Annotated in this window: 27 protein-coding genes; 1 reads left to right on the forward strand and 26 read right to left on the reverse strand. The window is 43.9% G+C overall.

Translation table 11 applies throughout. The features are described 5' to 3' along the window. Positions 1–332 precede the first annotated feature (332 nt). From JL57_RS33435 to selA, 9 genes are all read right to left on the reverse strand, one after another. Positions 333–473 (reverse strand): hypothetical protein, encoded by a 141-nt coding sequence (locus JL57_RS33435; protein WP_291299681.1) that lies wholly within the window; start codon positions 471–473, stop codon positions 333–335. Further along, positions 470–994, reverse strand: coding sequence for a molybdopterin-guanine dinucleotide biosynthesis protein B (gene mobB / locus JL57_RS03950; RefSeq protein WP_034140821.1), 525 nt, complete (start codon positions 992–994; stop codon positions 470–472). Before mobB ends, JL57_RS33435 begins: the two co-directional genes overlap by 4 nt. 60 nt (positions 995–1,054) lie before the next feature. After that, entirely contained in the window at positions 1,055–2,290 is a 1,236-nt protein-coding gene (gene iscB / locus JL57_RS03955; RefSeq protein ID WP_034140765.1) for an RNA-guided endonuclease IscB, read from the reverse strand. 241 nt (positions 2,291–2,531) lie between these two features. After that, positions 2,532–3,746, reverse strand: coding sequence for a gephyrin-like molybdotransferase Glp (gene glp / locus JL57_RS03960; RefSeq protein ID WP_034140766.1), 1,215 nt, complete (start codon positions 3,744–3,746; stop codon positions 2,532–2,534). A gap of 216 nt (positions 3,747–3,962) precedes the next feature. Next, positions 3,963–5,897 carry a FapA family protein gene (locus JL57_RS03965; RefSeq protein ID WP_034140767.1) on the reverse strand — a complete coding sequence of 645 codons (1,935 nt, stop codon included), beginning with the start codon at positions 5,895–5,897 and terminating at the stop codon, positions 3,963–3,965. Positions 5,898–6,042: 145 nt separating this feature from the next. Continuing rightward, positions 6,043–7,089, reverse strand: a complete 1,047-nt coding sequence (locus JL57_RS03970) for an LCP family protein (protein WP_291299682.1) — start codon at positions 7,087–7,089, stop codon at positions 6,043–6,045. A gap of 127 nt (positions 7,090–7,216) precedes the next feature. Beyond that, the gene (bshC, locus tag JL57_RS03975; RefSeq protein ID WP_291299683.1) at positions 7,217–8,794 is read right to left on the reverse strand and encodes a bacillithiol biosynthesis cysteine-adding enzyme BshC; all 1,578 of its coding nucleotides are present in this window, start codon (positions 8,792–8,794) and stop codon (positions 7,217–7,219) included. 36 nt (positions 8,795–8,830) lie between these two features. Next, positions 8,831–9,904 (reverse strand): selenide, water dikinase SelD, encoded by a 1,074-nt coding sequence (selD, locus tag JL57_RS03980; protein WP_291299687.1) that lies wholly within the window; start codon positions 9,902–9,904, stop codon positions 8,831–8,833. Positions 9,905–10,345: 441 nt separating this feature from the next. Next, on the reverse strand, positions 10,346–11,776 hold the full coding sequence (gene selA / locus JL57_RS03985) for an L-seryl-tRNA(Sec) selenium transferase (RefSeq protein ID WP_034140771.1): 1,431 nt from the start codon (positions 11,774–11,776) through the stop codon (positions 10,346–10,348). Positions 11,777–12,011: 235 nt separating this feature from the next. Here selA and JL57_RS03990 point away from each other — a divergent pair, with 235 nt between their 5' ends. Beyond that, complete coding sequence (locus JL57_RS03990) at positions 12,012–12,215, forward strand: hypothetical protein (protein WP_034140772.1); 204 nt, start codon at positions 12,012–12,014, stop codon at positions 12,213–12,215. 58 nt (positions 12,216–12,273) lie between these two features. Here the strand turns inward: JL57_RS03990 and JL57_RS03995 are convergent, their stop codons facing one another. From JL57_RS03995 to JL57_RS04075, 17 genes are all read right to left on the reverse strand, one after another. After that, positions 12,274–12,867, reverse strand: a complete 594-nt coding sequence (locus JL57_RS03995; protein ID WP_034140773.1) for an adaptor protein MecA — start codon at positions 12,865–12,867, stop codon at positions 12,274–12,276. A gap of 129 nt (positions 12,868–12,996) precedes the next feature. After that, on the reverse strand, positions 12,997–14,100 hold the full coding sequence (locus JL57_RS04000) for a DUF362 domain-containing protein (protein ID WP_034140774.1): 1,104 nt from the start codon (positions 14,098–14,100) through the stop codon (positions 12,997–12,999). Positions 14,101–14,176: 76 nt separating this feature from the next. Then, on the reverse strand, positions 14,177–14,617 hold the full coding sequence (locus JL57_RS04005) for a hypothetical protein (protein ID WP_034140775.1): 441 nt from the start codon (positions 14,615–14,617) through the stop codon (positions 14,177–14,179). 266 nt (positions 14,618–14,883) lie between these two features. Beyond that, on the reverse strand, positions 14,884–16,224 hold the full coding sequence (locus JL57_RS04010; RefSeq protein ID WP_291299684.1) for an Ig-like domain-containing protein: 1,341 nt from the start codon (positions 16,222–16,224) through the stop codon (positions 14,884–14,886). A gap of 29 nt (positions 16,225–16,253) precedes the next feature. Continuing rightward, a complete protein-coding gene (locus JL57_RS04015) occupies positions 16,254–16,916 on the reverse strand; it encodes a lytic transglycosylase domain-containing protein (RefSeq protein ID WP_034140777.1) in 663 nt (220 codons plus the stop codon). Between the two features lie 82 nt (positions 16,917–16,998). Continuing rightward, complete coding sequence (locus tag JL57_RS04020) at positions 16,999–17,463, reverse strand: chemotaxis protein CheW (protein ID WP_291299688.1); 465 nt, start codon at positions 17,461–17,463, stop codon at positions 16,999–17,001. A 61-nt stretch (positions 17,464–17,524) separates the two neighbouring features. Further along, positions 17,525–18,277 carry a flagellar hook-basal body protein gene (locus tag JL57_RS04025; protein ID WP_034140779.1) on the reverse strand — a complete coding sequence of 251 codons (753 nt, stop codon included), beginning with the start codon at positions 18,275–18,277 and terminating at the stop codon, positions 17,525–17,527. Positions 18,278–18,305: 28 nt separating this feature from the next. Next, positions 18,306–18,704 carry a flagellar basal body rod protein FlgB gene (gene flgB / locus JL57_RS04030; protein WP_034140780.1) on the reverse strand — a complete coding sequence of 133 codons (399 nt, stop codon included), beginning with the start codon at positions 18,702–18,704 and terminating at the stop codon, positions 18,306–18,308. 4 nt (positions 18,705–18,708) lie between these two features. Then, positions 18,709–19,482: a flagellar hook-basal body protein gene (locus JL57_RS04035; protein ID WP_034140781.1), complete on the reverse strand. Its 774-nt coding sequence runs from the start codon at positions 19,480–19,482 to the stop codon at positions 18,709–18,711. Between the two features lie 61 nt (positions 19,483–19,543). Further along, the gene (locus JL57_RS04040) at positions 19,544–20,989 is read right to left on the reverse strand and encodes a flagellar hook protein FlgE (protein ID WP_034140782.1); all 1,446 of its coding nucleotides are present in this window, start codon (positions 20,987–20,989) and stop codon (positions 19,544–19,546) included. A gap of 79 nt (positions 20,990–21,068) precedes the next feature. Next, complete coding sequence (locus JL57_RS04045) at positions 21,069–21,641, reverse strand: flagellar hook capping FlgD N-terminal domain-containing protein (RefSeq protein WP_045691606.1); 573 nt, start codon at positions 21,639–21,641, stop codon at positions 21,069–21,071. Between the two features lie 15 nt (positions 21,642–21,656). Beyond that, positions 21,657–23,642, reverse strand: a complete 1,986-nt coding sequence (locus JL57_RS04050) for a flagellar hook-length control protein FliK (RefSeq protein ID WP_034140783.1) — start codon at positions 23,640–23,642, stop codon at positions 21,657–21,659. 80 nt (positions 23,643–23,722) lie between these two features. After that, entirely contained in the window at positions 23,723–24,475 is a 753-nt protein-coding gene (locus JL57_RS04055; RefSeq protein WP_034140784.1) for a FliA/WhiG family RNA polymerase sigma factor, read from the reverse strand. 176 nt (positions 24,476–24,651) lie between these two features. Next, positions 24,652–25,044 carry a hypothetical protein gene (locus tag JL57_RS04060; protein ID WP_034140785.1) on the reverse strand — a complete coding sequence of 131 codons (393 nt, stop codon included), beginning with the start codon at positions 25,042–25,044 and terminating at the stop codon, positions 24,652–24,654. Next, positions 25,044–25,526 (reverse strand): chemotaxis protein CheD, encoded by a 483-nt coding sequence (locus JL57_RS04065; RefSeq protein ID WP_034140786.1) that lies wholly within the window; start codon positions 25,524–25,526, stop codon positions 25,044–25,046. Before JL57_RS04065 ends, JL57_RS04060 begins: the two co-directional genes overlap by 1 nt. Beyond that, positions 25,523–26,119, reverse strand: coding sequence for a chemotaxis protein CheC (locus tag JL57_RS04070; protein WP_034140787.1), 597 nt, complete (start codon positions 26,117–26,119; stop codon positions 25,523–25,525). Before JL57_RS04070 ends, JL57_RS04065 begins: the two co-directional genes overlap by 4 nt. Beyond that, a complete protein-coding gene (locus tag JL57_RS04075; RefSeq protein WP_034140788.1) occupies positions 26,120–26,764 on the reverse strand; it encodes a flagellar brake protein in 645 nt (214 codons plus the stop codon). Positions 26,765–26,775 lie beyond the last annotated feature (11 nt).

Consider the following 26,775-nt stretch of genomic DNA (forward strand, 5'->3'; position numbering starts at 1 on the left):
GCAGTGTGACACGAGCGCGACGTCTTTACGTAAACAGACCAGCAAACTTCCATTCAAACGACCTAAGACAGACGGCGCACATCTATGTGCCGTCCCCAGAATGCGCGCCAAGCCAAGAACCGTCCCCAATTTGCACACCTGAACCACCTTACACAACTTCTATAGACGGCGCACATGCAAGGTACAGTCACCAGCCTCCCGTTCCATTAAGTTCTATCGTTCTATCGTTCTATCGTCCCTCGTTCCCCAGACCCCAGCCGGGGACGCAGTGTGACACGAGCGCGACGTCTTTACGTAAGCAGACCAGCAAACTTCCGTTCAAGCGACCGACCCTAGATACGGGACAGTGCACAAGGATGTGCACTGCCACCAACCGAGCCAAGGACGGCGAGTTTGGTGGGTATCCCGCTCCCCACAGTAGGAGCTTGAACGGTTAGTTTGCTCTGCGTCGTAAGCACCGAGCGCTGTGTCACACAAGTCCCCCTACCCCAAACTTTTCGGCGATCAAATCACAAATCCCTTGGGCATCATCCAAATTAAAACAAGGAATCCCGTTATCAAACGAGATATCACTAGCTATAGCGATAAGCTCCTCCGGTTTAGAGAAAAGCCCCTGATGCACAGCCGAGCGATATACCTCGATTTTTGGTTTGTTGCCATGCTTGTATCCCTCGGTAAAGATCACATCCACTCCATGAATGCGGGCGAGGACCTCATCGAGAGGCTGATCGTCTGCTACACTCTCCAAGATAGCAATTCTTTGAGGGGAGCTGATTGCGACTACATCCGCACCCGCTTGGGCATGACGCCACGTATCTTTACCCGGTTGATCCATCTCGAACCCATGGACATCATGCTTCAGGGTAGCAACCCTCCACCCACGGAGCTTCGCCTCACGAATAAGTTTTTCTAAAAGTGTCGTCTTCCCTGAATTGGACTTTCCGCCGACAATCGAAATAACGGGAATTCGAGATCGCACATCTCTAATATTCATAACGGCTTGGCAGGAAACCACTATCCCTTTAGGGTAGTGGAGGAATGCCGTACACATATCCTAACCTGCCACCCTCCTCTCGGTTAATAGACTTTTTCTTCTTTCAATTAATTTGAAAGATCTGCAACTGATACTACCTTTATTTACCTTAGTTCCGTCTAAAGTCCTGATATCGAAGAAACCACTATTTCTTCTTCCGAAGATGTAGTACAACTTACCTTGGTATTGAATCTTATCAAACAGTCTAAACCCTTTTACCTCAAATTGTGCTTGGTTTAACTTCTTGACATCACCTTTCAAGATGTTTGCCTTATGGATTTGCCTGTTATGGCATCTTACTTTCTTAGAGAAATAAAAATAGTCCAATCTTTTGACCATAAGGTTGCCACTTATGCATAATGCGTCAATACGATGTTCTTTTGGCAAGCTGTTGGAGATTCTTGTGTTTTTAGTAATATAACCATATGTCAAACTTACAATAGGATACAATTCTTTTAATCTATTGTAAAAACTCCATCTCATAATCCCCATGAAGGTAGCATCTTTGAACTTTTGACCTCTATTGATGTTTAATTCTAGCTTACCTTTATGGTAGTCGTTATGGCATTCTTCACACAGAGTAATTAAGTTGCTAGGTGAATCTCCTCCAACCTTCCTACTTTCAATATGATGAACATTCAATATCTTGTTATTACAACCTTTTTTACCATGACATTGATGCCCATCTCTGAATAACACATACTCTCTAATATTCCAAAAATCTATCTGTTCACCTTGCTGATAGTCCGTACCACTGATACTAGGGTTTTTGATCTTTTGAATATCAAAGCTTGCCACTTCAACGATTACTTTTGACACAGGCAATACCTTATATACATTACGAACAACCGTTAAATGAGTTTGTATTTTGTTTTCAATAGAAGGTGCTAACCATCCCTTGTTCTTGCTTTTGACTCGATTTAAGAATCTTGGTTTCCTGTATCTCAACCTATTTCTTCTCGTCCGTCTATTCTGTCTTCGAGTAGACAATAGATCAACGACATCATTTCTTAATTGAATATCTGCTGAGTAGAGTTCGTTATTTTCTGTCGTTGCAGACAACCCAATCATTTTACTTCCTGCATCAACGCCAAGGGTAATTTCTTGCTTGTATCCACTTGAACCATGCAACAACTGTAACGTAAATGGTTCTAGCTTAACAACTTTTGCCTTGCTCTGTTTTAATAGTCTTCTTGCTTTAGACGACTTGCAAGGCATTAACGGTTTCCCATTTTGATTTAAAACATAGGTTAACATAAAACCTATCTCCTTTCAGAGTTAAAAATCCTTAGACAATGTTATATAAGTTTGTCATGCCTAGCACACTGTTCCGTACCACACAGAACTGTTTAATACTAAACCATAGAGCCGTAGATTAGGACAAACGTCCACGGGTATGATGGCTTATATAACGTAGCAAGTTAATGCTTAGTCTAGTCAACATGTGGCTTATAGTTACCTACAAGCCACTATCCCTTTAGGGTAGTGGTTGTTGACCTTAACTCTCCCAGTTCGCAATCCAACTCGCCATCAAGAGTTCCCCAGGTTCTACAGATCCATGGTTCGCTGGCACATCCACCAATAGATGACTCCCAATCATCGAACGTAGAATTCCTGAACCTTGAGCCGGAGTAAGGTCTGCCCATATTTCTCCATTTTTGAATACCGCTTGAGCACGCAAAAAACGCCTTTGTCTACCCGTTTTGCCAAAACCACTGGCCATTTTAACTAAGAATTGTTCCTCCTCGTGAATAGAACGCCCAGCAATTTTGCGGAGTACCGGACGAACTAGAAGTTCAAACGTGACCATGGCGGCAGCAGGATTGCCCGAAAGGGAGAAACAGAGTTGTTTTCCCTTTTGTCCGACAGAAGCAGGAGTGCCCGGCTTTAAGTCCAATTTCCAAAACAGCATTTCACAGCCAAACTCGGCTAGAGCATGGCGCATAATATCGTAATCCCCCACTGAGGCTCCACCAGTAGTAATAATTAGGTCAGCCTCTGAAACTCTTGCCAAGGCCTTAAGTGTATCTTCCATTTGGTCAGAAACAATAGGAATCGTTAAAACTTCGCAACCAGCTTCTTGAAGCATGCCTCTCAGTGTGTAACTGTTACTATTATAAATCTTAGCCGGAAGTAAGGATTGCCCAACGTCCATAAGCTCCGACCCTGTCGAGAGTAAGCCCACTCGCGGGCGACGATAAACATTGACCTGATCCAAACCAACTGCAGCCAATAAACCCAGAGCTGGTGGGGTTAAATAAAAGCCTTGTCTGAGGAGTGTGTCTCCTTCTTTAATCTCTTCTCCTTTAGGTACCATATTCGAGTTTGGCAACACCGGACGAATAACTGTCACTTGATCACTCACTAACTCTGTGTCTTCCATTCGCACCACGCAATTGGCACCAGGCGGAATGGGGGCACCTGTAAAAATCTTGGCAGCCTCTCCTGTGAGAATTTCTCGATCTGAAAAAGTTCCTGCCGGAATTTCGCTGACAACCTTTAATTGGAGTGGTTGAGAATCAGACTCTCCCGCTCGGTAAGCATAGCCATCTAGCGGCGAGCGTGCAAACGGCGGCATCGCAATTTGGGATAGCACATCCTGACCCAATACGCGTTGATAGGCGTCCGTGATTGCAACCCACTCTGTCCCGACTGGCTGGATTCGCGAAAGGACCAATTCCTTTGCTTCTTCTAATTCAATCATAATTTTCATATCGAACTCTATTCCTTCCACACTATGTTTCAAGGTTATAAATCTCTGTAAATTAGTAATACCCAAGTTCCTTTAAGTGTAGCATAATCCCAAACGTTGTTAAAGAAAACCAAAAAACAATAACCTGCCACCAGCAGGTTATTAAAGTGAACTCGTTTAACTATAAAACACCCGCCTCTTAGAAGAAGTGGGTGTTTTAACAATGAATCCATCAAATTATAAGGGATTTGCCCGTATCTTTTCAAATTGAACACGGCCATTTTCCTGGTAGATCTCTAAATCCTTATAGGCTTCTTCTATATGCATTATTCTCTTACCTACAGCTATAATGACATTGGGATGGCAATAATCTACATGCAGATGGCTTCGGGGGCTGATTTGGACAAAGGTTGAACTGACTTCCGAGCTCCCAAGTTCTCGAATGCTAACCTTACCCCCGGCAAAAATCTTACCGCCCCGGCATACCCCTTCAATTGTAAGGTCTCCTTCGACACGAATATCCGAGTTATAAGTACCCTTTTGACATTCAAAGGCACCCCCACATTCAATGACGGTACCCTGCACATAACTAGCAACGAAGCTAAGCTTTTCCGGAATCTCAATCGTGATATTTTCAACAAATTGCTCCAGTGCTTGACTTACCCGTTGCAAAAATGGCAGCGCTTGAGGGTCTAAAGGCCCTAATCCCATCAAAAAATGTTTTGCTGTTCGGATAGAAACAATCAAGCCTTCGCTAATCATTTCGTCATCCTTGTGTTCCAACACAAATTTCTCCATACTAACCGACATTTTAGGAAGTTCAGGGAATTGCTTTTCTAGCATCAATTTTAGACATTGTCCTGGTTTTAGACTAACAGCACCAGGCGATTTCATTAACTCAGCCGTATTAATCAAACAAGCACCCAGTTGATCCTGTAGCTGAGTCACTCCCCGGAGAAGTTCAGAACGAACTACGAATTTCTCTCCAATGACGACTTTTCCCCCTAAAAGGTTTTGATGAATTTTGGCGCCTTTTTCTGCCCTTAACTCCGCATGGGAAACAGATCCCCTAATTTCTATCTTTCCTCCAGCGAAAACGCGAAGACCATCATGGACATTTCCGTTTATGAAAACATCTCCCGGAAATTCAATACTTCCCGTTGCCAGATCAACATCCTTGTGTAAAACATACACATTCTCCACCGTATACGATCGTTCGTCTAGGCGTATAGGTTGTCCAGCACACTTAGCAATCACTTCTAGTCCATCCTCTGAAAGATAGACATTCATTTTTGCACAAAATTGAAAATCCTTGAATGGAGGCACAACTAAAGTTTTACCTAATACATCTTGGCCTGGAACTCCCGGCTTGCCCGGAACTTTTCGAGCAAGAACTGCCCCTTCCTTGACCAATTTTACTTTTGAGGCAAAAAAATCTATTTTCTTCTCCTCTGTGTAAGAAAGTACTTGAGGCTCACCAACAAAGTCTATTAATTGCGCGTGTTCAGGCGGTACCGGAAGAGTTGCTTCGGCAACGACAACCTCACCTACACCTTTCACGGCTTGAATCTCTTGCCAAATACCGGGCTTAAGTCCATGAATCACCTTTAATTGCTTAAGGTCTACAATTAATCTGCCCTCATCCCAAATCTCCCCTTGAGCTGGTAAAGTCTTCCACGCAACATGCTGTACTAAATCAAGCGGCTTCTGAACAGGAATGTCTTCAACAAGGGTATAATGTCCAGGTAATTCATGTTTAACTTTCGCCACGACAGACAATCCCTGTAAATACACCTGCATGTCCCAAGTCAAACGACCTGCCTGGACCAAGGGTCGGAATTCAACCTTATCTCCACTTTTAACGGGGAACGGCTGATCCTGAACCATACCATTAAACAAAATTTCACCAGCCTGTGGGAACGGAATAAACTCTTTAACTCCTTCACCAAGGACGATGACATACATAACACCATCCCAAATAACCTGGTTTTGGGTCAACACGGGAACTTGATTCTGATCCTCCCAGATTAACCGGACTTTCCATTGACGGGAAAAAAAGGTGGGTTTTTCAATAACTTCCAGTATTATGTCTTCTGGGGGAATTTGGAGATTGTGTGCCCACTCTTCTCTAATCTCCTCCTGAGAACGTCCCTGAACTATTTTTTCTGGCATATGAATCGCCCCACTTTTTGTAAAATTCACTTTTTTAAAATAATATCATACTTTATCACGTTCCCCATAGGTCGTAAGTCCTATTATTAAAAAATAAAGGACCCTTTTCCATCTATCAAGCAGAAAAAGGTCTGTATTCGTTCTATTATTCTAGATTTCCCAGTGGACTTCCTAAATATCCTGGAGATTTTCGTCCATTGGGGTCTTGGCTGTTTCCAGGAACTTTCGGCAATGGCTTACTAGGCGTTGGCGTAACAGGTTTTAGTAAATCAACGTTCTCCTGGTCAATCACTTTTTTCGTCGTCTCCCCTTGAAACAGGTTCCTAACCACTCTTTTCACTTCAACGGGATCAACCTTCCAATAACTTACTCCATCAAGGTCCAAAAATGATCCGGGGAGAGTTTGTGAAACCATATTAGAGCTCTCAAATCCAACGGCTACTTTAGTTAACACAAAAATATCTTTAGAGGATAAGTTCGTATGGACCGCGTTCATAATTTGGGGAATCAGAAAGGGAAGTTTCGGAATTGTGCTTAACTGAAACATCTCTTTGGCAACCGCTTTCAGCACAACCTGTTGTCTTGCCGTTCGAGAAATATCTGCTAAAGCATCGTGACGAAATCGGGCATATTGGAGCGCTTTGTCACCATTTAAGCGTTGCACACCTTTACGTAAGTTAATATACCCGTCCTCGATATCCCCAGTTTCATAATACATATCTTTCTCTACATCAACCGTAATTCCGCCTAAAGTATCAATAATTTTTTTAAATCCTTGGAAATTGGTCTGAATATACCCTTTGATTTCCTCTCCGGTTAACTCCTGGACTGTCTTTTGCAAAGTTTCTAAATCGGTTTTTGACACTATTTCGTTTATCTTAACATAGCCATGTCCAGAAAGAGCGACACGCGTATCACGAGGGATTGAAAGCAAGCTAGTACGCTTCGTTTCTGGATCAACACTGGCCAAGATTATCGTATCCGTACTAAACTTTTTCTGGTCAGGTCGTTGATCCGCGCCGACAAGTAATACGCTGACTCTATTTCGAAGCCCTACATTCTGCGAATCCACCAGATTATCACTGGGCATCGTACCCCCTAATCCAAAGTATTGATTATACCCAACAAACCCAACCGCACTAATTCCCAGCAAAGCAACCGCCATTAGGACTAATCTCTTCACGAGCCGCACATTACCAACTCCAATAATTAAGGATCTTGTATTATTATACCCATTTTTTTAAGATATAGGAACTTACTCTAGCTGGAGTGTTTAATTCCATCTGGAGTAAGTTCATTGAACTTGTGAAACGTACGAACTATAAAAGGATCTGATGCTCTGAAAAAGAGTCGATGGGAAGTTCTGCAATTCGATCTACAAAGTTAAGACCATAACGAGCGATAAAACTCAAGGGATTTAGAACTCGTTCCTGCCTAGAATGATTGGGAGTAATCCCATCTTCAAGCTCTTGGAAGCGTTTTAGTTCATCATTGCATCGTTTACGCTGAGCCTGCCAAATCTTTTTTTGTAAATAATCTAGTTGGAAATTAACCTTAACCTCATTTCGAATCAACCAGTCTTGAACATTGACGTGAATCTCCTTAAGTGCTTCGAGCTCCGCATATCCCTTTTCAATATGTGTTTTAAAACTCTTGAAGCGTTCATCGATATCCAAGTTATCCCGCTCTCGCACGCACCGCTCCCTCTGTTCCGTTAAGCCTCGATAAACATCACTAATCGTTAACGCTTGCTTGCTTAACGATTTTTGCCAGGAGGCAGTTAACACGACTGCAGACAAACGCGGATAAAGAATCGGCATTACGAAGCCAAATGTTGCAAAGACCCCCCCTAATTGGGCCCAGTAGTTCAATTCCCCTGGTCCCGCAACATAGGCCAAGGTCGGAAACAGGAATTCCTGAACAACAGGTCGAGTCACCACATTTGGGGAAAACTGCTCCGGTCTTTGAGTAAGTAAGGAATTTAGGGTATCCAAATCCCATTGTCTTTTATGGCCGCGTAAATAATAACCCTCATTATTACTCAGGATAGCCCGTCGCTCTGGCACGGAAAGAAAAAGGTTAACTTCGCCACCGGTTGGTTGAATTTGAGGCTCAAACCCTAAGGTTATCCATTCTTTAGTCCGTTCGGCTAGTGCCACTCGAACATCAGGGTGTAGCTTTAATATTTGTTCATACAGTGGGGCAGCTAAACGCTTAAATTCTGGTAACAAAGGATCAAAGAAAATTAGCCCCCATTTTTGAACCAGCCACTGTAAGGTCAAGGCAAACCACTGCGTTAAGTTGTCGGCTTGCTCCGTAAAGATTCGACATTGTTTCAAAACAGAGGCTCGGAATTCACTCTCGGGGATCCCCATCAGTTGAGTTTCAATGGTTTCCCAAGCGGGCACTGGTAGATGACCAACCGATTTCCCTTCCCCATTACCTGGGATGTGGCAAGGAATCACTTTACCCTCAGCATTTAAGAAGTAGGTCTCCCGAATCTCCAACCAATCATGGTCATCACCAGCAATCCAAAAAATCGGAACTACCGGACGTCCAAGCTTCTCACGCTGTTCTTTAGCCAGCCGAATCGTGGTCATCGCTTTAAAAAGGGTATACAACGGACCCGTCAAAATTCCAGCCTGCTGTCCCGTAATCACGGTCAGAGTTTCTGGATGTCTAAGCTCTTCTATCATCGTTTGCGTTTCCGAACTGGCTCCTAAGTGTGTATGATACTCCTTTAGAGTATCAGCCAAACTATCTCTAGAAAAGTACCTGGTGTCTAAGTAAGACGCACGCCGTTCGAAATTGACCTGCGTTTTGGGGTCTCCGCTCGGAAAAAAGAAGGCTACTTGTTCAAAACAAGTAGCCATGGTTTGCAATAGATCCATCATCATTATCCCTCCGCTACCTTACCAGTACACGGTATTTTATCATGCACGCCCAAAAACCGCAATTCTCCCAGGTACGCCTTTTTGAACTTTCCCTATAACAGCAGCGGCTAGAGTCCTATGCTCTTCTAACTGTTTAATCAGGCTATCAAGACGATCTTCCGGCACGGATAATAATAACCCGCCAGAGGTGATCGCATCATGGAGGACAATCCGAAGTTCCTCTGAGACGTCATGAGCAAACTCTACCTTATCTTCAAGATGACGACGGTTGGCTTGCGTCCCGCCTGGAATAGCTTTTTGTTTGATACAATCCCAAACGCTGTCTAAGACTGGTACAGCCTCCGCATAGACCTCTGCACTACAGGCACTGGCCTCAAGCATTTCATGTAAGTGCCCTAACAGCCCAAAGCCGGTCACATCCGTGACAGCATGGACCCCAACAGCTATCGCCACTTCAGCGGCTGCCTTATTCAGAGTAGACATAACTTGAATGACTTCTGCTTCCGCTTCAGGTGACACAATCCCCCGTTTAATCCCGGTGGTGATGATTCCTACGCCAAGTGGTTTTGTGAGAACTAAGCTATCCCCTGGCTTGGCTTTGGCATTAGAAAGGACATGGTCCGGATGCACGATCCCAGTGACCGACAGCCCATATTTCGGCTCAGGATCATCAATAGAGTGTCCTCCAACAAGAACCGCACCCGCTTCTCGGATCTTATCACTCCCACCTTGAAGAATCTTGGCTAAAACATCCATATTAAGCTTTCCCACTGGAAATGAAACCAGATTCATAGCAGTAAGTGGTTTCGCCCCCATCGCATAGATGTCACTTAAAGCATTCGCCGCAGCAATCTGCCCAAACGCATAAGGATCATCCACCACAGGTGTAAAAAAATCAACACTTTGAACAATGGCCTGCTCATCATTTATACGATAAACACCAGCATCATCCGAAGTCTCCATACCAACTATAAGGTTGGCATCCTCTAAATTAGGAGGTAAGAAACGCAAAACTTGCGCCAGGTCCGCAGGACCTATCTTACATCCTCAGCCCGCCTTAGTAGACAACTGCGTCAACCTGACCTTATCCGTCAGCTTATTTATCGTATTCATATTCAGATCCATCCCCACACCACCCATCGCCTCATTATAAAATAATGACTCAAACGCATCACTCTTTTATTATAACCTAAATCAAAACCACGTCAACACTTCACCAATTCCACAAGCACATTTGCGTCTAAACGCAAACAGCTAAGAATGCAAGCCATGCAAGCCAAGAACCGGCCCCCAACTTGCACAACTGGCATTGACTAGCAAGAACCGCATTTGCGTCATTTGACGCAAACAGTCCCCAACACCCCTCCGGTCTAGCCCCCGTCGACCCAAGTCTAGAGGAAGTTTCTTAGCTGAGAGAGCATGTGAGAGGAATCGCGTCAATGAGCGCAGAGGACGAGGCGTTAAGAAACGCAACGGTTAACATGCAGAAAGCCAGGAGGTTTTGCGTTTTAGCCTCGGCATCAAGGGAATAGCGATGAAACGAGTGCGAACGTGCTAAGAAACTGACTCTCCCCATTGCCCCAACCGCCTCACAATCTCCTCACGATCTCCACCTAACAGAGTTCGCACATCAACAAGCACCCAATCCTTGTGAATCCGAGCCAATATAGCTACCGTCCCTAAGCGCAAAAACGCTTCTAACTCAAGGACACTCCCTTGGATTGGACGAATAGCACATACCCATGTTGGCAGCTCAACCGTGGGCCAAGCTCCACCGCCCACCTGAGAGACATCCTCTTTCAACTCAACGGCAATTCTTGAATTGGACTGAAGTTCTGTTACAAGCTCAGACGCAGCTTTATGTAGTGTATCCAAAGGGGCGGAGAGCATCCTCCAGACGGGGATCTCGTCTATTCCTCCGTTTTCATATAAGCGCAAGGTTCCTTCAAGAGCAGCTAAGGTTAATTTATCGATCCTCAAAGCTCGGGTCAATTGATTTGCCCTAAGGCGCTCTATATAACCCTTCTTGCCAACGATAATCCCGGCCTGCGGACCGCCAAGTAATTTATCCCCACTGAACGTCACTAGAGCAAGCCCCGCTTTAACAGTTTGTTTTATGGTCGGTTCAATAGGGAACCCCAGACTAGCACCATCAAAGAAACTACCGCTGCCTAGGTCTTCCATCACTGCCAAGCCATGTTTTTCCCCAAGCTCAACCAACTCGGCTCCAGAAACGGCATGAGTAAATCCTTCCACCCGATAGTTGCTTGTATGAACCTTTAATAACAAAGCGGTTTCCGGTCCAATGACCGATTCATAATCCCTAAGCCAAGTTTTATTGGTGCTTCCAACTTCCACAAGTTTGGCCCCACCTGCTTTTAAAACCTCAGGAATCCGAAAGGACCCACCTACTTCAACCAATTCACCCCGCGAAACAATGACCTCTTTTCCTTGAGCAAAGGTATTCATCATCAATAATACAGCGGCAGCATTATTATTGACCACCATAGCCGCTTCAGCACCCGTCAAGCGACACAAAATCTCTTCAACATGAACATAGCGCGATCCCCTCGACCCAGTCTCAATATTCAACTCAAGATTGCTGTACCTTTCAGCTTGCTCGGCAACAAAACGAGCAACCTCTGGGGCAAGTAAAGCTCTTCCGCAATTGGTGTGCAATACAACCCCCGTGGCATTGATAACTCGTCTTAGACTAGATTCCGCACTCGTCAACTCTTTTCGAAGCTCGTTTAAGATCCATGGCCAGAGCGAGGCTTCAAACTCATCAAACGAACCCGAATTCGTTGAATTCTTATAGACATTTTCTCTTGCCCTTTGTAAAACCTGTCGAACTCCCTGAGTTAAACGGGGCAATTGCCTCTCATTCGTCAAAAACGGACTGAATTCCGTTTCATGTTCCAGCCGAGAAATCACTTCATGAACAGCTGGAAGTGCCCTTAATTGCTTCTTTGTCTCTTGCTCCACCGATTCCCACTCCTTTTGGGCCACATTTATAATCGACCAATTTTCCCTAATCTGACCCGCACACTTTTTAGGATTTCGACAGCTCGATTAGCATATGATAAAGGAAATGTATGAATAGAGTTTTCTATGAACATAACCAGTGACAATCAAACTTACTTATTTGCTGAAGTTGTCCGTCATCTGGCTCCGGCCTCTGACCTCTGACTTCTGACTTCTGACTTCAAGGAGGAATTCCATGTCAAACATTCGCTCGACTACTAAAAACCAACAGTCAGCTCATCAAGCTATCATTCTTCCCTTTAAAACACAAGCTCGAACAAAAGCACAGTTTCACCCTTGTATATTTTGCGGTAAAACGATGAGGGTGCATAACTTTAAAGGCAAAACCGTTTGCATACACTGTCTGCGTCAAATCCCGGCTATTTTTTCCTTTGGTTAATAACCTAAAAAAGGAAAAGGGAAGCAAAACGCTTCCCTTTTCCTATACCTTCTCCATTTTAGCCATATGAAGGCTTATTGAAAGAAGCATTAAGCGTTTGAACAGCTTTAACGGAAATGATAGTCTTCCCATGCTCGGATAGAAAAACCCCAGTTGTGGCCACAATTTCTCCATATTCATCAAGGATTGCTTCGGCCAATAACCTTTTCTTACCCGTTCCCAAACGATTTAGCACAAGGTAATATTCTTTTTCGAACTCATAAAGGCTTGAGCGCAGCTGACTAAAGTCTGGTAAACGTCTCACGGCTGAAATCAGATCTTCAAAATCAGCGAACACATAAACCAATTCAGTAACACGACCCTTTGAGATCTTTCGAACCGCCTTTTCTTTAACAGAACCCTCGCCTTGTTCTTCTTGCTTCATAATCGTAATGACAAATTCATCATTCGAAGCGACAGTTGCCTGAATCCAGAAAGGTTGATCTAAATTAAATTCTACTTCTTCTCTCGCCTGCGCTATGAGTTCCCAAAACAACTGCTCCGTCTTCGCTGATCGCTGAAATAGATCAGCCATCGTAATATCCCTGTCATTAAGCTCTGTCAAAGAGATAAAGATGCGGATGGTATGCTCATTAACTTTTTGGACACGCATATCCCCACTCTCCTTTCCGCATCAAGTTACTTACTTTATCTTATTCTCATTATAGCATATTACGCCTTAACTTTTTGTGTGAAATTCATGGGAATTATACGTTACCTCCTTATCTCCGGACGAAGGTATTTACCCAACTTGAATCAGCTTATATTCCCTGCTTCCCAAACCAATCTTTTCCCCATAGGAAAGCTGAATTGTCCAGTCTATGTCTGGGAAAAGTACTCGAAACTTATCATGTTCAGCATAACGCTCACCCAGCTCTGAGTGCGGATTACCCTGCGCTTGGTTAACCAAATCCACAGCCGCTTGGTCAATAGCAATTGGATCTTTGGAAGCAAGTATGCCAATATCTCCGACAATCGGGACATCATTCCAATCACAACAATCACATAAAGGTGAAATATTTGTCACAAACGTAATGAATCCGGTCTTTCCTTCTTTCCCCTTGAGAACACCGACCGTATACTCTGCAATCTTTTCTTGTATGACATCGGCTTCCGTCTTCCAATTAATGGCGATAGCGCGAACTGGACAGGTAACGGTACATTCGCCGCATCCAATGCATCTATCTTGGGAAATCTCAGCCTTCAGTTCGACGGCAATAGCACCGGCCGGACACCATTTTGCACACTTACCACAAGCTATACAGCGCTCTTCATTCACTTGAGGCAGCAGATCAGAATGTTGTTGCTGTTTACCAGCACGGCTGCCCAGACCCATGCCTAAATTCTTTAGTGTACCCCCAAACCCAGTCACCTCATGCCCTTTTAAATGAGTAATGGCTAGTAGCGCATCCGCTTGGACTGCCGCGCTCCCAATTTTCACCTCTTTGAAGTGCTTAAGATTTACTGGTATAGAACTATAGTCTTTACCATTTAGACCGTCAGCAATCACCAGTGGGGCTCCGATCACAGAATAATCGAAGCCGTTCTCAATCGCCGTCTCTAAGTGGTCAACAGCATTTGAGCGGGAACCTACGTAAAGTGTATTGGCATCCGTCAAAAAAGGACGTCCACCTCTCTTTTTAACCTGATCAACAACCCTCCGCACATATTGGGGTCGGACATAGGCAAGATTTCCGCGTTCCCCAAAATGCAATTTGATTGCCACGAGATCTTTAGGGGCAATCGCGTCTAATAACCCAGCCCGTATTATCAAATGCTCCAGTTTCGTTAAAAGACTTTCCCCTCGTTTAGTCTTCATACTAGTAAAATAGACTTCTGAACTCAAACTACACACTTCCTTGTTAAGTAACTCATCATCACTCTATCTTTCTCTATTTCCCTATCTTATTCGCAAATCCATTTTAAAGCAAACTGTCAGTGAACTCACATCGTATTACTTCTCGTCGTGACGGCAGATACATAAGCTTAACCTGATCTTCCAAATTTACCTTATCATAGACATTCCGATCAACATAAAATTGGTTATTTTCCGAACCATTACCGAGGTCAATAATATACAAGCCTGAACCCGAATCGTAGGCCTTTCCCTGTACCAAACCTTGGATCAAACCTGGTCGATCGAACCAATCCGGCTGGGAAAATAGTTCTGTATAAACCGCTAAAATTCCTACCCAAATTATGGCCTTCCCTGCCAGCAGCAAAAAACCCCATGCATCATGAGCAAAACGCCATGTATTCAAGAATTTCCAACCCAGTCGAAAGAGGACAATAACCCATATCAAAAGGAGCACGATCAGATTTGGCCAGGTCGTGCTCCACAGATAACTATAGTATTCCAGCATCTTTACCCCTCGTACTATTCGGCTTTAACTATTTGATCCTTACCTACAACGCTAGGCGGACAAGCTTTCGGACTGCAACGACCTTCAGAAGTTGCCCTACACTGGGAACATTTCCAAACCACCATGTGCGATTCCTTTCTTGTCTTGATAATAGTTCTTAAGTTAAGCTGATTCTATATATTTTCTTCAATAAAGTCAAATATCTTTCTAGAAATTATTAATAAGACAAGCTACATCTCCTCGTTCGGTTAGTACTCTGTAATTTTTCACGATACTGCCGAGGTCATATCCAGTATATAAACATTTTCTGATGAATCAATGACCTTTATCTGAAGTTTTTTCCCAATCAAAGTACTAGGAAGTGTTGCAACAAATTTTCCATCTTTATCTGGTTTGGCAGTAATTATTTTTTTGGGAATCGCTAGAGCTGTGTCATAAATCTCAACCACGGCATCAAGGTTAACAGTTCCAACTATTTGTTTCGTTGTCGTATCAATACCACTCAAAACGCCTGATCCTGCGTCCACTAATGGAAGATCAAGCCTAAGTCCCAGCGTACCTATGGGTTCCTTCACGTTTACAGGTTCAAGTGGAGAAGACATTTGCCCTGCCGTTACTGTCAATTTATAGCGGTGCTTTTTATATCCAGGATCATTGCACTCAACATCTAATTGGTAACTTCCAGCAGGCAGATAAAACACGAAATTACCATCCAGATCTGTGCTAGTTGTCCATGTCGTTGTTGAGTTTGAGACTGTTACAGGCACTCCATACTGATCTGGTATAATTCTTCCACCTATCGAACCTGATTTTTGACCGACAACTCCTTCTTTGGATGAGATAACTAAATTCATGGTCTTCACCGTTGGTTTTGTTGATACTGGTATACCTGTTGTTGGTATTTTGATAATAGGTACTTTAATAGTGGGCATTTTTATTGATTGAGTATTCATCACATTATTAGAAACGCCGAACATATTCAGGGAATAATCGTCATCTGCATAAATATTGAAAGTATACTTCCCTGTTATCAAATCCTTCGAAGTCGGACCAAGGCGGTTGCCATTACGCCCTTCAAGATATAGTGATCCTGAAATATCACTTGCATAAACGGTTTTGAAATCATCTGTAACTGTAACTATAAGATTAACACTAGACGTATATGTCACTGGCACTGGAACTATCACTTTAGCTGGTTCTGTCACTTTGGCTGGTACACTCACTGTGAATGGAACAATAATCATCTCACTAAGTTGTTCACTGGCCCAAGAGGCAAGTCCATCCGTAATATATAAATTGTAATCTCCAGCAGTATAGGCCTTGGACGGCGTCACTGTTACAGAGAGACCATCGGGGGAAAGATTAATCGTTGTTGCGACCTTTGTTTGTTTACTATCGGTGACGAAAATAGTATCACTATTCACACTCGTACTCAAGAGTGGGACATTAAAAGAGATCGTCCAGACCTTATTTACCTCTGTCGTTGTCTGAGCAGGCCATATCTTAAAACCCATGTTCGTATTGGAAGTAGCCGCTAACACGGACGATACGGATAAAAGTAATAAAGTGGTTGCTAAAAGCCAAGCAATCCACCAGGTTTTCTTCACCACGATACCATCCTTCCTTGCAGTTAATTCTACGCTTCCCAATTCTTTTGATTCAACCCAGCTATAATCTTCTGAACATAAGCCTGAGTCTCTTTGTAAGGTGGAATTCCATTATACTTTTCGACAGCCCCAGGTCCAGCATTATAAGCTGCCAAAGACAGCGGAATATTTCCCTTAAATCGATCGAGCAAATCCTTCAAGAAATGGGTTCCCCCATCTAAGTTCTGGGTTGCATCATAAGCATTCTTCACTCCATATGAAGCCGCTGTTCCAGGCATTAATTGCATCAAGCCCATGGCCCCCACTGGAGACGTCGCCTTGGCATTGAACCCCGATTCTGCCTTGACAACCTGCTGAATCAAATCAGGATTGACCCCGTATTTTTGAGCCATGGAATAAATCAAATGATCAAGAGAACCCCTGTTTTCGGCCTTTGCCTTAAGAGCAGGGATTCCTTGATTTCCACTAACCTCTGTTGTTCCTAACAAGTTATTTGATTGACTCATTAACCCTTGAGAAGAAGCCATTCCTCCCCCAAGTGCCGCTTTGAGTAACGTCGCAAAAAGCAGCATATTTGAATTATTATTTTCAACTCCTGCTAAACCGGCTTTATCCCCTTGTCCATTCTGCCAGGAAGCATTCATCTGTTGCAATTGAAATAAAAGAAGCATCTGTGCGGCATTCGTATTCATACCATTGCCTCCTTTCGCTGTTCAACAACGGTTAGAAATTAAACCTCAGTTCATACTTTATGATCTAGTAGCAATCAATGCCCTACTGAGCGGCTAGTTGACTTAGACCAAGCAATTCGGTATTGTCCAGAACGCGGTCAGGAACTAAAAGCATAATAATCCTATCTGGCAAGTTTACCAGTCCACCAATAAACGGAGCAGTAATTAAGGTTGGAGGGGGTACCACATCCTCCAGCGTCCGTACTTCTAAGACTCTGTCGACTGCAAAACCTACTAATTTTTGATTAACTTCCGTAATTAAGGCGAAGGAATTAATTTCAGAGGAAGCATCTTCAGAGTTCTTGTGACCGACAGCCGAAATTCCGAAACGAACATGTAAATCGATGAGAGGAATTGCCTTGCCGCGTAAATTAATTAATCCTTGTACATAAGGGGGTGCCTGGGGAATCGAGCGTATTTCTCCAAGTCGGGTAATCTCCCTTACAACATCTATCGGCATTCCATACTCTTCATTTCCTAAGGCAAAGACGACAACCTGTCCCACCAAAAACATTCAACTCTTTCCTCACATATTTAGCCTGCTTAATGCTTTGCTAGTTATACTTTACTTATACTCTACCGACTTCATTAACCGCTTTATCTAAAGCTTGGTCTTGGATTTGTAGTACTCTTTGGCTTGCCTCATAAGCGCGCATTGCCACAACTATCTTAACCATCTGATCGTTGACATTGACGTTTGACTCTTCTATTGCGCCTTGACGCATTTGGATAGCGTCCCGTGCCACCGGAACTGGGACTTGAGTCGTATTGTAAAGTGTGGTTTTCCCTTCACGTTGCAATTCGGTTCCCTGAATATCGACAATTCTCAAGCGATCAACAATCTCTCCATTGTCCCTGATTGTTCCATCATATTCTATTGAAAAATCAGGTCCCAGTGGGCCGATCTGGCCATTTTCCCCTAGCACAAGATTTCCTGCCGTCGTACGAAGGCGATTAGCCTCATCTAACTCAAAATGGCCGTTTCGAGTAAAACGTTCCCCTGCCGTTGTTTGAACAACAAAATATCCCTCAGAAACTAAGGCCACATCGGTGGGCTGCTTCGTTTCAACCACCAATCCCGAACCATTCTTAAAGGCTACACGGTCAGCTAGGACACCGGTCCCCATAGCACCAATCTGCCCATTTTCCACCTCATTGCCGCTTGACATTCGCTGTATAAGCAACGAGGGGAATGAGGTCACCAGGTTTTGTTCTTCCCTATAGCCAGGATTTCGAATATTGTCCAAGTTCTCAGCGATCGTCCCAGAAATTTTCTGGGTGGCTAGCATTCCTGTCGCAGAACTATATAATCCTCTAATCATTTTTTACCTCCGACTTGCTTCACCTTTATCACTTGATAACCATACGGAGCATTCCTAGCTGCGACGAAATAGTCCGTGTTAGTGCATTGTAATACAGCCCGTTTTCTGCCACATTAGTCATCTCACGATCAATATCGACATTATTTGAATCATTACGAAGGCTTGTACTATGGTCCGTCTGGACTAATGATTGATTCTCGGCTGTCCCGATCCCAATATGTCTAGGAACTGATGTTTTGAGTGAAAGGGTAGACCCCCTTGTACCTAAGGCAGCATTAAGTGCCTGCTGAAAATCAACATCCGAACGTTTAAATCCCGGTGTATCTACATTAGCGACATTATCTGCCAGAACTTTTTGTCTTAAACTTGAAGCATTCAGGCCCTTTTCCAGAACCGTCAAGATAGGATTGTCCAACCATCCTGACATCCGATTACCTCCTCAATGCATTCGCTTTTGCGAACATATCGTCTTCTTGTTGAATCATCTTTGCATCCATTTGGTACGCCTTTTGAGCTTGAACCAAATTCGTCATAGCGGTAGCTAAATCCACATTCGACTGTTCAATGGCGCCGGACTTAACTTCTCCGAAATCATTCGAACCAGGTGCACCTGTCTGAGCCACGCCAGACTCCGGTGTCTCAAGAAAGAGATTATTGCTTATTTGCTGAAGTCCATCTGTATTTATGAAATTGGCTAAGGTAATTTGGGCAATTACTTCTTGTTTGCCATCGATCATCGCAAGAATATTTCCATTTGGCTTGACTTGAACCTCGCCGGAATCCGGCGGGATTATCACTTCCGGTTGTAGAGCATACCCCTGTTGATTGACAAGCATTCCATCACTATCTAATTGAAACATGCCTGCCCTAGTATAAGCTATATCGCCATTTGGGGGCTTTACTTGAAAAAAGCCCTGCCCATCGATGGCAATATCCCAAGGATTATTGGAACTTGTTATAATTCCTTGCGACATATCGATTCTTTTACCATGATATAAGGCTCCGGTCCCGACTCCTAAGGCTGCACCATCAGGAACTCCTCCGTATAAGGATAAATTAGCCGATTTTTCTTGAGCATCATAGGCCTCAGCAAGATTAACCACACTGGCCTTAAAGCCAGCTGTACTGATATTAGCAATATTATTAGCTAAAATATCCACTCTTTCTTGCTGAGCACGAAGCTGAAATTCTGAAGTTAGGCGCATCGTCTTCCCTCCACGACTTTTAGGACTTTATTCGCATAAGCATAAGTTACTGATTATCTTATTAACGCTTGAGATCAATAAGCTCTTGGAGTAGCGAGTCGGAAACAGTAATAACTCGAGAATTAGCCTGGAAACCCCGTTGAGTAACGATCATGTCGGTAAACTCTTGAGATAAATCCACATTAGACATCTCAACCGCCCCTGGAACAATTGAAGCACGTCCATCTTCAGCTGCAGAGCCGATGTCGGGATCCCCCGAGTTATTGGTCGTAGAATAGAAGTTCCCGCCCAGTTTATTTAAGCCTGCATCATTTGAAAATTTAGCGATAGCAATTTGCGCAATTTTGTGAGTCACGGAGGTATTCCCATCGCTATAAACCCCGGTGATAATCCCCGTCTGATCAATACTAAAGCTGGTTAGGGTTCGAGGTAGATTTAGAAAGTCATAACCTAAAGTATCGTCAGCATCTGGTGGGGTAGGGGCCGCTGGAGCATCTGCTTTTTTCGAAAAGGTAATTGAATATTTACCATTGGTATTTTCTGCCCAATAATAATTAGCGGCGTCATCAACTTCTGCTAAACTGGGCGCCATTACATAAACATTCGTATCTGTTCCATTCGAAACGTAGATTTTTGCTCCCACAGAAGGCATATGGTCTACCGTAACCTTATTTGGGTTGCTAGGATCCACCGCTACTGGTTTTGCGGCAGCAACATAACTAATATTCAAAACGGTTCCCGATGCCCCATCCTCCGGACGTTGATACCCTTCGGAAAACGTGATTAGACCATCTTTAGGATTAAAGGTATATTGACCCGCTTTCGGATTACTTTCCACGCGTGTCATGCCATCAATCGTTAAGACTCCTGCCCCAATTAATTTATCCCCTTGCATAGTTGTTGCGGTATTCGCATCAGTATAAGTGTAGTCAATATCAGGATCCCAATCAGCATCTGTCGCATTTAACTGAACTTTTTCAGGCTTAATAGGCATGTTCTTATCCTGAGGCAAAGAATCGCCCAGCGAAAACTTAATGGCTCCATACCCTGGTCCCGTCCAGTTTACCTCTTTTGAATCATCCGCTCCCCAAGAATAACCCATTACCCGAGCCCCAGACGCAGGATCTTCTAAATGTCCATCTCTATCAAAGCCAAAGCCACCTGCCCGAGTATAGACGATTTGTCCACCATTATCCATGACGAAGAATCCTGGGCCTTGTAACATAAGGTCTGTGTCCTTGCCCGTCGATTGAGAACTCCCTTGAGTCATGATTTTGTCGACTGAACCCAATACCGCACCTAAGCCCACTTGAATGGCATTCGTCCCCCCTTGAGTTGCTGAAGGCGAAGAAGCACCCTTCATCGTTTGACTAAGCATGGTGGAGAAACTAGCTCTGCTCCGCTTAAAACCTAAGGTGTTGACATTAGCAACGTTGTCTCCAATAACATCCATTTTTACTTGGTGGTTCTTCAGGCCTGAAATGGCCGAATATAGTGAACGCATCATGGCGCATATCCTCCTCTTTCTTTGTAGAATCTGATTTCTAGCTTTCCAAGTGGTTTTTTATCATTATCCAACGGCAACATTAAGGAGTTGTTGGTGTATCGGTTGTTTGTTCGGTAATATCTGTAGTATCTGTAGTATCTGTAGTATTAGTAGTATCGGTTGTATCAGCTTGATTAGTGGTATCGGTACTCACTGGAGTTTGCTCCCTAATCAAAGTCACCAAATTCATGTCCAAATCAGCAAAGGTTCCATCACTTTTGCGAATCTGCACCATAGGTTCGCCATCGAGCCACTTCACAGCTTCAACGATCCCTTCCATAGGGGTCCCTCCATCTACATTAATGCCTCCGACCCATTTACCAATCATAGCAGCCCCTTGGGTGAGTGAAGACTGTTGCGCGAAGTTGAACATGCTTTTGCTCAAATCTTCCATGGACTTAGAAACATTGTTCATCTGCTCCAAAGAACTGAATTGGGCCATTTGGGCGATGAAATCTTTATTATCTAGCGGTTGCAAGGGGTCCTGATTTCTTAATTCAACCGTAAGTAATTTTAAAAAATCATCCTTACCCATTATCGACTTATTGATAGCCGCTGAAACAGACTGATTTCCATTTGTTGTGTTGTTCGTGGCATTGATTGTATTACTCATCCTTAATAGTTCCTCCTAAGCGGTGACATTAAGCCGATTATTTCCATCCGGGCCAGGGGAGAAGGGGTTGATGCCAGGGATTGCTTCCTCATCCTCACTTAGGTTCGTGTTCAAATCTAACGTCCTTTGTGATTCATTCCCTTGACGATTCTGCTGTTGATCTCCACCATGTTGTCCCATTTGCAACGTACCACAGTTCACACCCTGACTCGTAAGCGTATGACGCAGCTCTGAGAGTTGATTTTGAAGGACCTGACCAGTGGCTGCTTCAGAGGCATAGACCTGAAGATGAACCTGCCCATTTTCCCAACGCAGGCCAATCTGAATTCGTCCCAAGTCAGCTGGATGCAATTTAATATCCAGTTCCTTCAACTCTGTGTGTCGGTTGGTAAGTTGCTCTCGTAATACATTAGAGATTTGTTCCCAGACTGGAATTGCGACTGTTTTCCCGTCAGTAACGTTGCCCATAACGGTATTTCCGACGGCTCCGATTCCCAAGCTTTGGCTCTGATTTTGAGAAGTCTTCACCCCTGAGAGCTCAGCGGATTCTGCTATAACACCTTTAGCGATCTCCTCGCCTGTATCCCCTTGAACATTTTTTAATAATGGATTACTTTGTTGGAGATCCATTTGAGCTAATTTCTGCTTAGAATTAAATTTAAAAAGTGAACTTTTGCCTGCTGTTTCAGTCGTTACAGCAGTTACAGCTGTTTCCGCCACAAGACTGCTACTCTTTTGCTGGGAAAAGAGTGTTTCAATCCCTCCACCTTTAGCTGCGAGCATTTCCTTGATGACTCCCGGAGGAACGCTTTTTTCTTGAACTTGACTTAAAATCTGATTTAGTACTACAAGCAACGAAGCAGCCTTCGTGTTTAGTTCTTTACCACCATTGCCTTGTTCCGTAGATAAAAAATCCAGCAATGGTTTAATAATAGTTTGTACACTAGAATTAGGTTCGTTCTTAGCGACCCCATCCATTCTCTTTAGCCAGTCTTGCACGGTCGTGGCAATAAGCTGCCGGAGATCCTCGACCCCTCTACCAGAAGCTATAGGGTTTACCATTTTGGTTCCACGATCTAAATCTAGGGTAGCTCCTACTATCGATGAGTCCGTAATCTGTGTAGAGAATGCAGCCTCATCCGTGCCCTTCATCCAGTCTTGGACTGTCCTTAAGATAGCCTGCCGGAGATCTTCAACCCCTTTGCCTGAGCTTATAGTGTTTATAATCTTGGACTGTGCTTCATCCTCTACAGCCTCAAGATTCACCCCAAGAAGTGGTTTATCCCCCGCTAAGTTACCTACTGCTTGTCCATTGCTACTCTGTTCACTCATAATTTGACCACTTGCTGCCTGAACATTATTAACAAGGTCATCTGTTACCGTCAGCCACCCCTGCATGAGCTTCATTATTTCCTGACGTTCACTGATTCCACGTCCCAAAACCAATGAAGCACCTTCGGGTGATGAGTCTGTAATTTGTCCTGAGAGTGCTACTAAAAGATCTGCGATCACCTGTCTATATTTATCCAATTCCGTAATCCCGGGGTTATTCTTTTGAGGTATTTGTGTCGTCATATCTTGCGTCGAAAATACCTCATTTATGTCCAGGGAAAGCTTATTCAACGCGCCTAAACTCTGGTTATCAGCCGCTGATAATCCCTCTCCAGTTCCCTGATTCACACCGTTTCCGGAATTGGCTTCCTTGCCTGCCGGAAGATCACTCAAAACGATTGGCTGCGCCAGAAATGCAAGTGCAAAATGAACGTACCCCAGATTCTGTCCAAAACTATCCGGGTTCTGTCCATCTTCCAAATCTTGAGCAATCTTAGGGTTTTGTCCGATCGGATCTGCGCTGATAGTCGTTAAACCACCGAGCATAGCTGCAAAGTCCGTAGTTGCTTTTTCTAAGCTGTCTGCCGCATTTTTTCCCGTTAAGCTTGAAGTTTTATCTAATTTTCCTCCAATCTTTAGGGAATCCGAAAGGACATTGACACTAGACATCCACCGTCACCTCCTACTTAGACTTCTATTTACTTTATCGACAAAGTCCCAGTAAAACATTAGCCATAGGACAATTATTTTCAAAATAAGTTCTTTTTCTGTCGGCTAAGCCTTCCTCTAAGCCGTAAAATGGCTTGGGAATGAAGTTGGGAAATCCTTGATTCCGACAGCTTTAGAATTGCCGCAATTTCTTTCAGAGTCAGTTCTTCCTGATAATATAGCGCTACCACCAATTTTTCTTTATCCGGTAATTTTTCTACTGCTACAGCTAGAATCTGCTTTTGTTCCTCTTTCTCAACTTCTTGATACGCTTCCTGTGCTTCCTGATCGACGAGTAAATTTAGGGGCGTACCACTACTATCTCCCTCACTATCTACCAGCGTTTCATCGAATGAAGTCAGTGTTAAAATCTGAGCCTGAGCTAAAATACTTTCAATTTCCGTAACATCTACTTTGAGCAAATCCGCGACTTCTTCCACCGTAGCCATCCGCCCAAGGCGATATTCCAACTCAGCAAATCCGTCCTGAACTCGCTTCACTTTCTGTCTCGCAGAATGAGGAACCCAATCCATAGTTCGTAGTCCATCAATCATAGCACCACGAATACGAATCGAAGCATAGGTTTCAAATTTAAACCCTCGTGCAGCCTCAAACCGTTCCAGAGCATCAAGTAAGCCAAAGACACCATAACCAATCATATCATTCTCGTCGACATGAGGTGGAAGAGACATAGATAACCGACCTGCAATGCGCTTGACCAATGGTAAATATTGTTCAATCTGTTCTTGTTTCCACGGTCCGCGCGCAGCGGATTCATAAGCGTTTGGTATCAAGTATTACTCACCCCCTTAATCGATGTTCGAGGTTCGAGGTTCGAAAAGCGCACATTGAATATTTTCACATCCCATTTAGCCCTATGATTAGTTCAAGCAAACTCAGATGCAGATAATTTCTTAACCGAAAATCCTATGCCTGGTTCGAACCTCGAATATCGATCCTCGAACCTCGATTAGTCCCAGCCCATTCGCCGCACAATTTCTGCTTGCTGCTCAGTGTCGGGTAATCCCGAGCTTAAATTTTGGTCAACTTGTCCTGGAAATCGTGATTGTTGGACCTGTAGATTCTGAGGTTCATCATCACCCACTGCGAAATCAATAACCCCCCCAGGTCCCGCCTTCGAATCTACTGGCTCATCCTGGGGCATCTGTGTTGCAGTTTTATTAAACAAGCTTAATGTTCCGACTAATAAGAAATACATAACTCCAAAGGCAACCCCAGCCCGAACAATCAATTGAAGAGTTTTCACTTCGTTGCCCCAGCTAAGCAAGACAACAATTAGGGTAGTCACGACGGAAAGGCGCATTGTCCAAAGTCGATACAGTTCCCTAAGTTGGTCGGTCATTAAATCACCTTTTCACCATGATTAATCGTTCTAATGTGCAATTCTCCTGTTCCAACATCAAAATGAATTGTACGTCCAAAACTTCCCCCGACATCAGCAACCAAAAGCGGAATTCCATTCTTTTTTAGTTCCTGTTCTACCGCTTCAGCATTGCGATCCCCGATTTTTAGAACCTGAGGTTTTCCGGGAAACGAAAACATCTGTGCGCCACCTGCTATTTTGGCCCTTAAGCGGGTTTTATTGGCACCCATACCTAGAATTTCTCGAAGTAATAATTCCAACGCAGTATCCGCATACTTCGCTGGGTTCCCTCCCAAGCTTCCATTTGCCGTTGGAAGCATAATATGAGCTAAACCACCCACTTTGAAAATCGGGTCATGTATGCATATCCCAATGCAAGAACCTAAGCCTGCTGTAAGCAATCTTTCTGGTGCAGTTGCCGTTTTAAGATCAGCCATTCCTACTGTGATAACTCCATTCATACTCCCATGGCCCCTAACAATTTATTCAATGAACCGTCATCCGGCAAAAAGATGAATTGCCCTTCAATTTTCGGTATTCCCGTGAGTTGTGTATCGATAAATAACACCGTGTCCTCAAGTACACCCTCCTCAAGAAAAATCGCATCCAAGCTCGCGCCAATCATGTCGACTGCTAAAGCCGGTACAGAAGGTTGAAGGGGAATCCCTGAAAATTGAGTTAAGGCAATCAGAAAGGAACTCACCAAGATATTCCCAACTTCTTTCAAAGCTGATTGCGCCATTTCATCAAAATATATGTCCACTGGCTCAGTCAGCCCAAACAGGGCCTGAACCACTATTTCCGCGCTTTCAACTGGAAAGAAAAAAACAGCTTTTCCTGGAGCCTCCCCCTCTACTTTTACATAGATAACCGCCTGAGGTGTATCAAGCTGTCCAACAATAGCCGAAACCTGTTCAAACGCTACTGCCCAAACTTTCGGTACAGACATATCGATTCGGCGCTGTAAAAGCGTAGACAAAGCTGTTGCTGCATGCCCTGAGCCAATATTTCCAATCTCTCGCAATGCATCTTGTTGGAATTGTGTAATCTCCATTTATACCAATCCTTTCTTACGCATTGCCCTTTGAATATCAAAAACACAGCGTATGATCTTATCGCGCTCTCGTTCCGAGAGGTCGTGAAATTCGACCGAAATACGGTACCGTTTTGTATTCTCCATCCATTCAGCCCTACAAACTCGAACTGGGGTCTGCACTTCTCCGTTTGGCAGGGTTAAATGCGCGTAGAGGATTGACTTATTTTCCACACGTTCTTTCGTCGAAAAGCGCATTCCTCCACCACTTAAGTTCAGCATCATCGCTTTATGAACGTCACTCAGACCTTCTCGTGTCACCATACGAAACGTTATCGGAAAAACAGCGGGCACTCGAACAAAGTTACGGCGTTGCACTTTATCGATAGAATCTGGTAATTCCAGAATAAAAATGGGAACTGGTACTGCGACTCTTTGCATGATTTTCCCTTTAAATGAGTAAGCCGCTGATTCGTCCCAAAATTTTAGTTTTATCTTCGTCTCCTCGCGCAGTGGGACCACCTCGCCGTTTTCATAAGGGGCACCGACAGCTAAGATTCTTTCTCCCACTTCTTCAATACGCGTCCGATAGGTTCCTTCATATTCTCCTTCTAATACAACAAGTTCAACGGTCAGTCCGAGCTGAAGTTTGTTCTTATACGACAAATTATCACCCC

The organism is Desulfosporosinus sp. BICA1-9 (assembly GCF_000802135.1).

Excerpts from the sequence above, each read along its gene's own strand:
- mobB (WP_034140821.1), bottom strand. The coding sequence starts at position 994 with ATGAATATTAGAGATGTGCGATCTCGAATTCCCGTTATTTCGATTGTC.
- iscB (WP_034140765.1), bottom strand. The coding sequence starts at position 2,290 with ATGTTAACCTATGTTTTAAATCAAAATGGGAAACCGTTAATGCCTTGC.
- glp (WP_034140766.1), bottom strand. The coding sequence starts at position 3,746 with ATGAAAATTATGATTGAATTAGAAGAAGCAAAGGAATTGGTCCTTTCG.
- JL57_RS03965 (WP_034140767.1), bottom strand. The coding sequence starts at position 5,897 with ATGCCAGAAAAAATAGTTCAGGGACGTTCTCAGGAGGAGATTAGAGAA.
- bshC (WP_291299683.1), bottom strand. The coding sequence starts at position 8,794 with ATGATGATGGATCTATTGCAAACCATGGCTACTTGTTTTGAACAAGTA.
- JL57_RS03990 (WP_034140772.1), top strand. The coding sequence starts at position 12,012 with ATGTCAAACATTCGCTCGACTACTAAAAACCAACAGTCAGCTCATCAA.
- JL57_RS03995 (WP_034140773.1), bottom strand. The coding sequence starts at position 12,867 with ATGCGTGTCCAAAAAGTTAATGAGCATACCATCCGCATCTTTATCTCT.
- JL57_RS04005 (WP_034140775.1), bottom strand. The coding sequence starts at position 14,617 with ATGCTGGAATACTATAGTTATCTGTGGAGCACGACCTGGCCAAATCTG.
- JL57_RS04015 (WP_034140777.1), bottom strand. The coding sequence starts at position 16,916 with ATGAATACGAATGCCGCACAGATGCTTCTTTTATTTCAATTGCAACAG.
- JL57_RS04025 (WP_034140779.1), bottom strand. The coding sequence starts at position 18,277 with ATGATTAGAGGATTATATAGTTCTGCGACAGGAATGCTAGCCACCCAG.
- flgB (WP_034140780.1), bottom strand. The coding sequence starts at position 18,704 with ATGTCAGGATGGTTGGACAATCCTATCTTGACGGTTCTGGAAAAGGGC.
- JL57_RS04035 (WP_034140781.1), bottom strand. The coding sequence starts at position 19,482 with ATGCGCCTAACTTCAGAATTTCAGCTTCGTGCTCAGCAAGAAAGAGTG.
- JL57_RS04040 (WP_034140782.1), bottom strand. The coding sequence starts at position 20,989 with ATGATGCGTTCACTATATTCGGCCATTTCAGGCCTGAAGAACCACCAA.
- JL57_RS04045 (WP_045691606.1), bottom strand. The coding sequence starts at position 21,641 with ATGAGTAATACAATCAATGCCACGAACAACACAACAAATGGAAATCAG.
- JL57_RS04050 (WP_034140783.1), bottom strand. The coding sequence starts at position 23,642 with ATGTCTAGTGTCAATGTCCTTTCGGATTCCCTAAAGATTGGAGGAAAA.
- JL57_RS04060 (WP_034140785.1), bottom strand. The coding sequence starts at position 25,044 with ATGACCGACCAACTTAGGGAACTGTATCGACTTTGGACAATGCGCCTT.
- JL57_RS04065 (WP_034140786.1), bottom strand. The coding sequence starts at position 25,526 with ATGAATGGAGTTATCACAGTAGGAATGGCTGATCTTAAAACGGCAACT.
- JL57_RS04070 (WP_034140787.1), bottom strand. The coding sequence starts at position 26,119 with ATGGAGATTACACAATTCCAACAAGATGCATTGCGAGAGATTGGAAAT.